6 protein-coding genes are annotated in these 10,595 nt (G+C 47.0%); all 6 read right to left on the minus strand.

Features of this window, described 5'->3' with window-relative positions; all coding sequences use genetic code 11:
* Position 1 precedes the first annotated feature (1 nt).
* Positions 2-940, minus strand: coding sequence for an AsmA family protein (locus JBF11_RS09370; protein ID WP_334315216.1), 939 nt, complete (start codon positions 938-940; stop codon positions 2-4).
* Positions 933-2,627, minus strand: coding sequence for a GspE/PulE family protein (locus JBF11_RS09375; protein WP_334315217.1), 1,695 nt, complete (start codon positions 2,625-2,627; stop codon positions 933-935). Before JBF11_RS09375 ends, JBF11_RS09370 begins: the two co-directional genes overlap by 8 nt.
* A gap of 10 nt (positions 2,628-2,637) precedes the next feature.
* Positions 2,638-4,590: a type II secretion system secretin GspD gene (gene gspD, locus JBF11_RS09380; RefSeq protein ID WP_334315218.1), complete on the minus strand. Its 1,953-nt coding sequence runs from the start codon at positions 4,588-4,590 to the stop codon at positions 2,638-2,640.
* A 9-nt stretch (positions 4,591-4,599) separates the two neighbouring features.
* Positions 4,600-5,409, minus strand: a complete 810-nt coding sequence (locus JBF11_RS09385; RefSeq protein WP_334315219.1) for a type II secretion system protein N — start codon at positions 5,407-5,409, stop codon at positions 4,600-4,602.
* Between the two features lies 1 nt (position 5,410).
* Positions 5,411-6,697, minus strand: coding sequence for a type II secretion system F family protein (locus JBF11_RS09390; RefSeq protein ID WP_334315220.1), 1,287 nt, complete (start codon positions 6,695-6,697; stop codon positions 5,411-5,413).
* A 65-nt stretch (positions 6,698-6,762) separates the two neighbouring features.
* Complete coding sequence (locus tag JBF11_RS09395; protein WP_334315221.1) at positions 6,763-10,152, minus strand: amidohydrolase family protein; 3,390 nt, start codon at positions 10,150-10,152, stop codon at positions 6,763-6,765.
* Positions 10,153-10,595: the final 443 nt, after the last annotated feature.

Here is a 10,595-nt window from a genome sequence, read left to right on the forward strand (position 1 = left end):
GTTATAAGACATTGACGTTCGGAGAATTGGGGGAGCCGGTGATTTTCATTCTGACTTCGTTTTTTTCAAGAATTGATCTTCGCGTGTTTTTTGGGGTCAGTTCCTGATTGATATCATTCTTATCGATTTTGACAACGGCGTTGAAATTTAATGCCGATTGGCGGAGATTATGGTAATCAAGATCCGCGGTGCCGTTCACTTCCGCCGATATTATGTCGGACTTGAAAGAGATATCGCAATAATCGAGTTTGCTTTTGTTCAGCCGCAAATCCACGGACAGATTTCCGTTTGCAATGTCTGAACGGTTCAGGATAGGAATATGGTTGATGACATCGGCATTTGTCACGTTTCCTTTGCAGGCTGCGTCCATGGAGAAAAGATCGGGTTTTGAATTTTGCAGCTGAAAGGCTGCGTAAGCGTTGAAATTGGCTGTGCCGGAATTGACGCCTATCAGTGTTTGCAGCGGAAATGAATTTTTCATGTCTTTTAAATCGATGTTTTCAAATGTCGCCCGCGCGGTTATTTGCTTGGGAGAAAACAATGCGTCCGATGTGACGGCTGCCGTGATTTTTCCTTTAGCCAAAGCGCCGGTGAGGTTTATTTCCTTGTTCCAAAGCGATAATTCCAATTTTCCCTGTTCAATCACAATATCCGGATAAGCCGCATGGCTGAGCGCGTCGAATTTTAAAGCGGGCATGATGAGGCTGATTTGCGGGTTGACGATATTGACATTGTTTTCTTCCAATACGGATAAGAAATGCCGAAATTTCATTTCCGCATTCTTTTTCATGGAAAGAACGGCGAAAATGCAAAGATAGCAGATGAGAAATAAAAAGAAAGCGAAAAAGAGCCGTTTGAAAAATTCGGCATGGACCGAGAACAGAAGCGGTTTTCGCCATGTTTCAATTTTGCTGAAAAAAGAAGAAAAAAAGTTACGCATTGATTACTCTTGTCAGTTCCGTCAGGGAAGTTATTCCTTGGGCTACTTTGATCATTCCGTCAAGATAAAGGCTGTACATTCCGTTTTCTTCCGCAAATTGCCTGATTGTTGCGGAATCGGTTTTGTCCACGATCAATTTTTTCATTTTTTCATGAATAGGCATCATCTCATAAATCGCAATTCTTCCTTTGTATCCGGTATTCATGCATTCCGGACAGCCCTGCGGTTTATAGAGGGTATTGTTTTGCATATGTTCCGCCGCCCTGCCGAGTTTCAGCATTTCGTCTTTATTCGGTGAATAGGCTGTTTTGCAATGCGGGCAAAGCACACGGACTAGTCTTTGCGCAATGACTCCCCGCAATACCGAGCTCAATAAAAACGATTCCACATCCATATCAAGCAGGCGGGTAATGGCGCTTGGGGCGTCGTTCGTGTGCAGGGTTGAAAAAACAAGGTGTCCGGTAAGGGCGGACTGCACGGCTATGGAGGCGGTTTCCTGATCGCGGATTTCACCGATGAGGATGACGTCGGGGTCTTGGCGCACCAAGGTTCTTAACCCGTTGGCGAAAGTCAGCCCGATTTTTGTGTTGACTTGGACCTGCCCGATACCGTCAAGCTCATATTCCACCGGGTCTTCGATGGTGAGGATATTCCTGCTGGGAGAGGCTATTTCCTGCAAGGCGGCATAAAGGGTTGTCGTTTTTCCGCTGCCGGTCGGACCTGTGACCAGAATAATTCCGTTGGGCATGCTGATAAATTCTTTCATCACGGCAAAGCAGGAGGGGGTGAGCCCCAGTTCGTTCAAAGAGAGTATCCTTTCGGATTTTTCAAGCAAACGCAGCACAACCCTTTCGCCGAAAGAAGTGGGCAGGGTTGAAACACGCAGTCCGACCTCCCTGTCCCCTAAGGCTATGGTTATTCTTCCGTCCTGAGGAAGCCTTTTTTCCGCGATATTCAGTTTCGCCATGACCTTGATACGGGAAACGACCGCGGCATGGTGGGATTTTTCCAATTTGTTTTTATCGTACAAGACCCCGTCCAAGCGAAAGCGGATACGCGACTCCTCCCGATACGGCTCAATATGGATATCGCTTGCGCCGAGCCTTATCGCCTGCGCAAGAACATGGTTGACGAAGCGGATGAACGGGGTTTCGTTGCTGTCGTCAAGAACATCGTCAATCGTGTCATCGTCGAAATCAACGGATTTGTTTTCCGACTGCTGAAGCAGTTCTTCGGAATTTTCTTGGCTTACGGAGTTGAAAGCCAAATTGATGAGATACTGGACGCTTTCTTTTTCCAGCAAAACCGGAAAAATGAATTGTTTCTGCAATAAAAATTCAAGTTCCTGTTTTATGGACCATGATTGTATGTTACAAATCCCAAGTACGGGAATATTGTTGTAATAGAGCGGAATTACAATATTTTTTCTTAACCATTGGATTGAAAAAAGGCATATTTCCTCAAAATTAGCAGACCATGGGGAATGTTCCTGATTTATGAGATTTTTCATATCCGGCACATGGCTGATTCCGAATTCCTGCGAAAGCAAAGAAAGGTATTGCGTTTCGGTTATGCGGTTTTCAGCGTACAGCACGTTCGCGAGAGGGACGTTTTCTCTCTGCGCCTGCCGGGAAAAAAGCTCTTTTTCTTCTTTACCCAATAAAAAATCATCATAATTCATAGGCATGGGGGCTTCCTTATCGAACCATGAGCGGAGGAAGAAGCTTCGGTTTGCTGATAATGGGCAACCCGAGTCCGTCTTTGCCTATGCTCGTTTGGTGGAGTATGAGCTGTTTCTGGGCGGTGAGGGTTTCTGATTCTTCAAAACTTCTGATGATTTTAGGCGTGATGAAAACAAAAAGATTGGTTTGGCTTTTTTCTTTTTGTCTTGATTTGAAAAGCCAGCCCAGTACGGGGATTTTTGAAAATCCCGGAACTTCCGTCTGCTGGTTGCTGGAATTGTCGTCAAGCAAGCCGCCTATGACGGCGGTTTGTCCGTCTTTCAGCAAAATGGTCGATTTGATGAGCCGTTTTCTTGTTGTCGGGGCGACAATCTGATCGCCGTTGGACAAGGTGATCAGTCCCTGCGTCACCCTGCTTGTTTCCTGTTCGACTTCCAGCCTCAGCGCCCCGTTGTCGTTAATTCTGGGAACGATTTTCAATTTCACCCCGACATCCTTATAATCCATGGTTTGCGTGGTAAACGTCGCCTCGTTGCTTGCCGTGGATTCTTTTGTGTAGGGAATGTTGTCCACCACTTCAAAGGAGGCTTCCTCGTTATCGAGGGTGAGCAGCTGCGGCGTGGCAAGCACGTCAATATCGGTATTGCCTTTGGACATGTTCAAAATCGACTGGACGTTGTATGCCGTTCCGCCGATGGAAAACGCTTCGTTCAAAATAGCGCCGAGGCTGATACCGGAAGGAAGCGTGGCGGTTCTGTTTGAATTTAAATTGATTGTTCCGCCGTTTAGATTAACACCGCCCACAATGCCCACATCGCCCGAATCCGTGCCTAAGGTCCAGTTGACGCCGAAAGCGGCGCTCGCTTCGCTGTTGACTTCCATGATAAGGGCTTCGATGAAAACCTGCTGTCTTTCAATATCCAGTTTCCTGATTATTTCAAGCAGGGCGTCAAATTCATCAGAGCGGGCGGTGATGACAAGGCTGTTTGTCGATTTGTCGGGAACGACCTTGACGTCCTTTGAAAGCACGATGTCCTTTTCTTCTTCCGCGTTTGTCGAAGCGATCTGCCGTTCAAGCAGGGTATTGAGGACTTCCGCAATATCTTCGGCTTTTCCGTTCGCAAGGCGGACATGGTGGATGTCGCCTTTGCCTTTCGGGGTCGGAATGTCGACTTCCGCAATTATTTCCCGAACGGTTTCGATTGTTTCATCATCGCCGAAAACCAAAAGGCTGTTTGTCCTGTCGTCCGGCTGTACCATGCTGATACTGATTCCGCCCCGTTTGGACATTTCCTCATCCCTGCTTTTCAGCATGGTGGCGATAGGCGCCGCAAGGGTTTTTGCGTTGCCGTGCTTTAATTTTATGATTGCCGTTTTTCCGTTATTGGTGCTGTTTTCGACTTGTTCAATAAAGGCGAGGGCTGTTTCCATGGCAGATTTCGGCGCGGTGATGGCCAAGGTGTTGGCTCCGGCATAGGACGTGATATAATAATCTTTTGCCAGAATCGCAGGCAGGATTTTGGAAAGTTCCGAAGCCATGGCTTTTTTCAGCGGAATGATTCTTGTCTCGATACTTTGGGGGGAACGGGAATTTTCAATGCCGACCGTTGTTTCGCCTTGCTGTATGCCGTCTTTGAAAGGAATGACCGAATACACGCCTCCGGTTTTTTGCACGGCGAACCCGTGTATCCTCATAATGGCGATAAAGGTTTCAAAGGCTTGCGCGGTGTTTATTTCCACCGGGGAGTAAATGGTGATGTTTCCTTTCACATTCGGGGTCGTGACGATATTATATCCCGTCATTTCACTTACATAACGGATAAACTGGTGTATATCCACATCTTGGAAATCGAATTTTATTGTTTTTTCCGCAGAAAGGTGCGCCGGATTTTCTTCATTCGCAAAAGTGCCGTTTGCGGGCAGAAACAGCGCAAGGCATACAAGAACAATGGTTTTAAGATGTTTCATGTTTCGTTCCTATGTGAGAGAATATTGTATCACGAGTTTTTTGTTGTTTCTTAAAAGGGTTATGGTGAATGTATCGTTCCGGATCACCTCCGCCAGCCGGGCGATGTCGTTGTATGAGCGTATCGCCGTATCATCGGCTTGCAGCAGGACGTCTTGCGGCAGGAGGCGGAACTTGTCGAAATACGTGCCCGGATTTATGCTGATTATCTGCAATCCCTGGATATTGTTTTTATTGTACGGGAGAATTTGAACGTGCTGGAGCACGCTTGGAATATCGCTGAAAAAGTCCGTCAATTCGTCTTTGGAAAGCGGATAGGTGAAGTCCGCCTGTATTACCGTATTTTCTTTTCTGAGGACGAGTTTTTCCTTTTTGGCGTTTTGGGCGATGATGACTTCTTCGCGGTTGATTTCCACAATTTTCCAATCGCTGACGGTTTGGTTCACGGTATACAGTTTCTGTTCTTTTCCGTTAGCGATAATCGCCTTGTTTTCCGAGCTGTCGTTTAAAATTATCGTGCCGGTCAGAATTAATGGCAGTGAACTAACGGGAATGGAACCGTCGCTCGTATGTTTCCTTGCTGTTTGGCTGTGAAGCGCCTGCTGCTGATTTGGAGAGTAAACAAGCCCGCGGAAGAGGTTGGCTTGTAAAATTTTTTGATATTGTTTAGGGGAACCGCCCGTATTTTGCACCGCCGCATTTTGTTTTATGCCGGAAAAACGAATGGGCGCCTCCCGCAGGTCCATGGTGATGGAGGCGGCAAACCAGGCGGAAAGAAAACAAATGCAAAAGAGAAAGGTTTTGGTTTGAAATATTTTCATACTATCCCGCCAGACTGCTCATTTCAAAAATCGGAAGCATGATTGCGATAACGACAAAGCCGACAAAACCGCCCAGTATGAGTATCATGATCGGTTCCAAAAGAGACGTGAGAATTTGAATTTTGTTTGCAACGGCGTTTTCGCAATCGTCAGCCACCCACAGGAGCATATCGCTTAAATTTCCGCTTTTTTCACCTGCCGCCACCATGTTCCGCGCAATGCCCGGAAACAGTTTTTCCTCGTTCATATAAGCGGAAATATCATGCCCTTCCTGCACGCCGTCAATCATATTCTGAACGGAGCGGGTCATAATGACGTTATCCGTAATGGAATGGACTATTTTCAGGGCTTTTAAAAGCGTGACGCCGTTTTTCAGGAGCATGCCAAGCGTTCTTGTGAGCTGGCTCACCAAAACATATCTGTATGTTTCAGCGACAAGGGGCAGTTTGAGCAGCAGACCGTGCCAAAGGAGTTTTCCCCTGCGCGATTTTTTAAAGCGGTAAAAAAGAAAAGCGAAACCGGTGGCAAGAAGCGCGATGATCCACCAAAAGCTTCGGACGAATTGGCTTATGCCCAATAAAATTCTTGTGGGCAGGGGGAGGATTTTTCCCATATCGGCAAAAATGCCGGTAACTTGCGGAATAACGTAAACAAGCAGGAAAATGATGATGGCTGTTCCGACAAAAAGCATGAAAACAGGATATGCCAAGGCGGATTGGATTTTCCGTTTCAGGGCGACTTGCTGTTCCATGTGGTCCGCATATCGTTCTATGACAAGTTCCAGGGTGCCGGCTTCCTCACCGGCGCGAATCATCGTGACAAAGGTTTGGGAAAAGAACTGCGGAAATTCCGCCATGCTGTCAGCCAGTGATTTTCCTGTGCGGATATTGTCTTTTATTTGGGACAGGCATTGCCTGAGCTGTTCATTGGCGCATTGTTCCCCAAGGTATTTTAATGCCTTGTCAACGGGCAAACCGGCTTTTATGAGGGTTGCCAGCTGTCTGATGACTGCCGCGATATTGGAGGAGGAAACGTTTTGCGGACCGATATGTATGCTTTGTAATTTTTCAATGATATTTTTGGGTCCGGAATTTTCATTAAAAGAAGAAGTCCCCGTATGGGACTGTTTTTGATTTTCAGAAATTTTTTTGCTGGTCAGGGATATGGAAAGAGGAATGAGCCCTTGGGCTTTTAACGCGAAAATAGCCGATTTTTCCGTGTCGGAATCAATGGAACCTTTGTGGTTTTTTCCTTTTTGATCAACTGCTTTGTAAATGAAAGTCGGCATATCTTTTTTTCTGTGAAAACCTCGGGCCTTTCCCTAGGGAAAAGCCCGAAGCGTTATAGGGTTGATTATGCGTTGTCACGCTTTCTGTAAATGCGTATTGCCAAAAGACCGAATGCCGCCAAGATGACAAGAGCCAAGTCGTATTGCGCGCTTGTTCCTATGGTGCAGCCCCCGCCTCCGCCATGTCCGGCATAAGGAGCGGTAGGAGCCTTAGGAAGTGAATCCGCGGTTACGATGACAGGGTCTTGTATTATTTTATTGGTTTTATCAAGGTCGAATTCGGAATCGTCTTCAATTGCGAAGTGGATGTAGTATGCATTGCCGATTTCAAGCTTGTCGTTTTCCGTAAGGACGGTGTCAAGCTTTTTGCTGGTAATCCAGAACTTTCCTGCATAGGTCTGCACTTGGGTTTTGTCGAAATCGGCTCCGACAAGGGTAAATGGCTTGATATTCGCAGGCGTGATGAACTTATGGAGTTTCACGGTGCTGACAGGATCGCCGTTACCCATGATTTGTGCGGAATATATGGCTACGGTCTTGGTTCCGTCAATCTTGGAGGTGAACTGGACATTGCCAAGATATGCCTTGCCGAGTGATTTTCCGGCTTCGGCAAGAGTTGCTTCCGGCACAAAGGAAGCCGGGTCCGTAAAGTCGTCCGCATTTTCGCTGATTGTTTGGATAGTGGAACCTGCAAGGCTGGCGTCGAAGAAACTGCCTTCAAGATAGCTTACGAAGTTGCCTTCCGTTGTTCCGGGCAAGAAACCGAATACGGCATTGTTGCCCACAATGGTGGTGACAACGGGAATGTCCGCGATTGCCAACAATCCTGTTGTGCCTTGTTTTTCAAGTTCAAATGGATCTTGTGCGAGAATGACGAAGTCAGCCCAGTTGCCTTCTTTGATTGAACCGAAACGGTCTTCGATTTTGCTTGAGAATGCGGAGTTCACAGTAACGGCATGCAAAGCCTGCAATACGGTGATGCGTTGGTCGAAGTCATGGAATTCAACCATTTTTGAAGTATCGCCGCTGTTTGCGTCTTCAACTGTCGGATAGTACTTTTTGGTTTGTCCGATTTCCTTAATGCCGGCAGTGCCGTAAATCGGCTGCTGCTGAGCTTTTATGCCGCCGGCTTGGTATCCTGAAGAAAGGCGGGTTGTGGCGACTGAGATTGATTTCAACGGGTTTTGAGGCGTTACTGGGGTATCGTTATGGAAGGTGTAACGGTGACCGAGTTTTACCGCCCAGCCCATAGGGCTCATGTTGTATGCGCGTCCCGGACCCATGAAAATATCTCTGTGGCGTTCGCCCCAGTAATACGTATGGTCGACAAAGTAAGAGCTGATCATGTTTTGCTGGCGGATGAGGTTTTGTTCTCCGGCTCCGCCCAAAGCGGTTCTGAGGTCTTGCCCCGTATTGCCTTTGCCGGTTGCGAATTGGTCAAGGTAGCTGCCTTCTTCCGGATTGTAGTCATTGACTGAATTGGCTTGTTGAGCGCCTTTTTGCCATGTCATGGCGTTTACGCCGGTCCAGACGTTTGTGAATTTCTTTACGTTTCTCGGCGTGTCGATCGGGAATTGGTCATAGTTGCCCATAATGCGCTGGATGTGCTGCAAATCCTGCATTTGGGCGTGGATAACCGTGTGACGGGTGTCGGTGATGTTTTTGCCTTGTTTTTTAGCTTCAAAAGCGGCTTGTTCCACGAAGTTGATAACGTCGTCGTTAGCCCAGCTGCCGTTCAGGTGCAGGGATACGCCTTGGTTTTGCAGGTGGTATTGGGTAATGGCGTTTTGTACGGAGTCGTATGTGCCGTTGCCGAGTGATTTTTCATTGCCGTAGTGGGCTCCGCCGACGCAGAAATATTTAGGGTCGGTAACGCTTGGTTTGCCGCCTACCACGTATTCGCCCGTGCCGGCAGCTTCATCGCCCGTACGTCCGGCAGGGTTGAAAGGCGTCAGATCTGCAGGTTTTGTGTAATAGCCTTGCTGTGCCAAATAACCGGTGTAGCCTTGAATGGAACCGTCATAATTGTATTTCCAGGTGCCGAGCATGATGCGGTCTTTGTAGCCTACCGGGTCGGCTTGAAACTTTTTGTATAACTGGTTTGCGTACGTCGTGTCAGCCGCTTCGGAACCCGGTTTTCCATGGTTTTGTTCCGTAGCCGGCGTTCCGGTAAATCCGGGAGGAGTCGGTACGAAAGCGCCGTACCAGGTTGTGATGTCGTCACCTGTTTGCGGGGAATTGGCGGACGGGGAACCGATGGTTCTGTCTTTTTCATCGGCTGCGGTATAATTCATGCCTGTCCAGCCCAGGGTGAAATGGTTTTGAAGGGTGTGTTCGTTAATATTGACACCGAAGTTCAGATAGATACGGGGCTGGATTACCATACGCAATGGCAGGGCGTTTGTGGCGAGCGCTTTTTGCGCGTCGTCAAGAGCCAGACCGAAAGCAAGCGTTCCGCCGTCATTGGCGCTGGTTACGCCGCGGGAAATATAATCCTTGGCGGCATATGGAATCCATTGGTCCTTTGCCGCAGGAATGGAGGTGACGGCAACAAATTCGGCAGAACTTTCCTGAAGAAGCCCGGTCATGTAGTTTACGGCAGTGTCTGCGTCAGCAATCGGGAAGCTGGCTTTTCCGTCGTCCTTGCGCATTTGAATGCCGGGAAGCGTTTTCTTGGTACCGTCGTTAAGAGTTATTTCGTATTGGATTTCCGTACCGGATTTGATAAGCTGCGCGGAAGCCACGCTTTGAGCGCTTGTCAGGACACCTTGGTTTTTTAACGTCGTTGTTAATGTACCTTTAATATATGTGTCGTTGAAAAGTTGTTTTAACGCCACGGTGTTCACAACGGACATGTGCCCGGAACTGTGACCGATTTTTACAGGTTTTTGTCCCAGTTCACGTACTGAAAGTTCTTCATGGGTCGGGTGGCGTTTGATGTCAAGCAAGGTGTCGTCGTATCCTGAACCGGAAATTCCGTATTGGTACATATCAGGGTTTTCTTTTGCGGTTTGGATGAGTTTGTCTTGCAGCTGTGCCAATGTATTGACACCCGGATCGCCGATGGGAGAAGGGTTCAAGTCGATGCTGGTCAAACCGGATGATGCGGTCGGGAAGTGCCCGTGCGGGTCGATGAAGCCCGGAAGCATGACGTTTGTTCCGAGGTTTACTTGTTTGTAATTTGCGTTTTTCGTATACATGTCCGCGTTTTCATTTTCTTTGAAAACTTTTATGATTTTGCCTGTTTTGTTATCCACGACAACGGCTTTCGCCTTGTGGGGCTTAACATTGTTTTGAACTTCTTTCAGACTTTCCGTCATGGTATAGATAGTTCCGCCGCTGTAAACGGTTAAGTTCTGCGTGTTGGCGTAGGCTTGTCTCGGAAGCACCATGAAAGGTGACGCCAACATGGAACACAAACCGTACACCAGGACTTTTTTTCCTAGGTTTGCCATAAAGCTACTCCTGTGAAAGGGGTTGTGAAAATAATCATTAATAATGAAAATTTTCAAAAACAATAGCGCGTGCTATTGATATCTGCCTCTTTACAATCATAATTTTCATATATGATTAGGAATAGCAATAACCTATATATATATATATAGTCAATGCATAATTTTGAAAAAAATATGGCAGGATATGGCAAACATTGCGAAGCATGCTTTTAATGCTGCGTAATTATTTGAATTTTATAAATAAAAAATCATAGTTTTGCTTGCCGGAAGTTAACCGGCATGGTGTTTTCTCCTTTTTTCGGTTTATGGACCGATATTTCGTGATTGTTCATTTTTTATATATGGATATATATAAGACCGGATAGTTTTGTGAATATTTTCCTTTTATTTGTTTTTCCGTGAAAACTTCGGGCTTTCCCCCAGAGAAAAGCCCGAAGCGTCAT

This window comes from Taurinivorans muris (genome assembly GCF_025232395.1).
GTDB classification, from domain to species: Bacteria; Desulfobacterota; Desulfovibrionia; order Desulfovibrionales; family Desulfovibrionaceae; genus Taurinivorans; species Taurinivorans muris.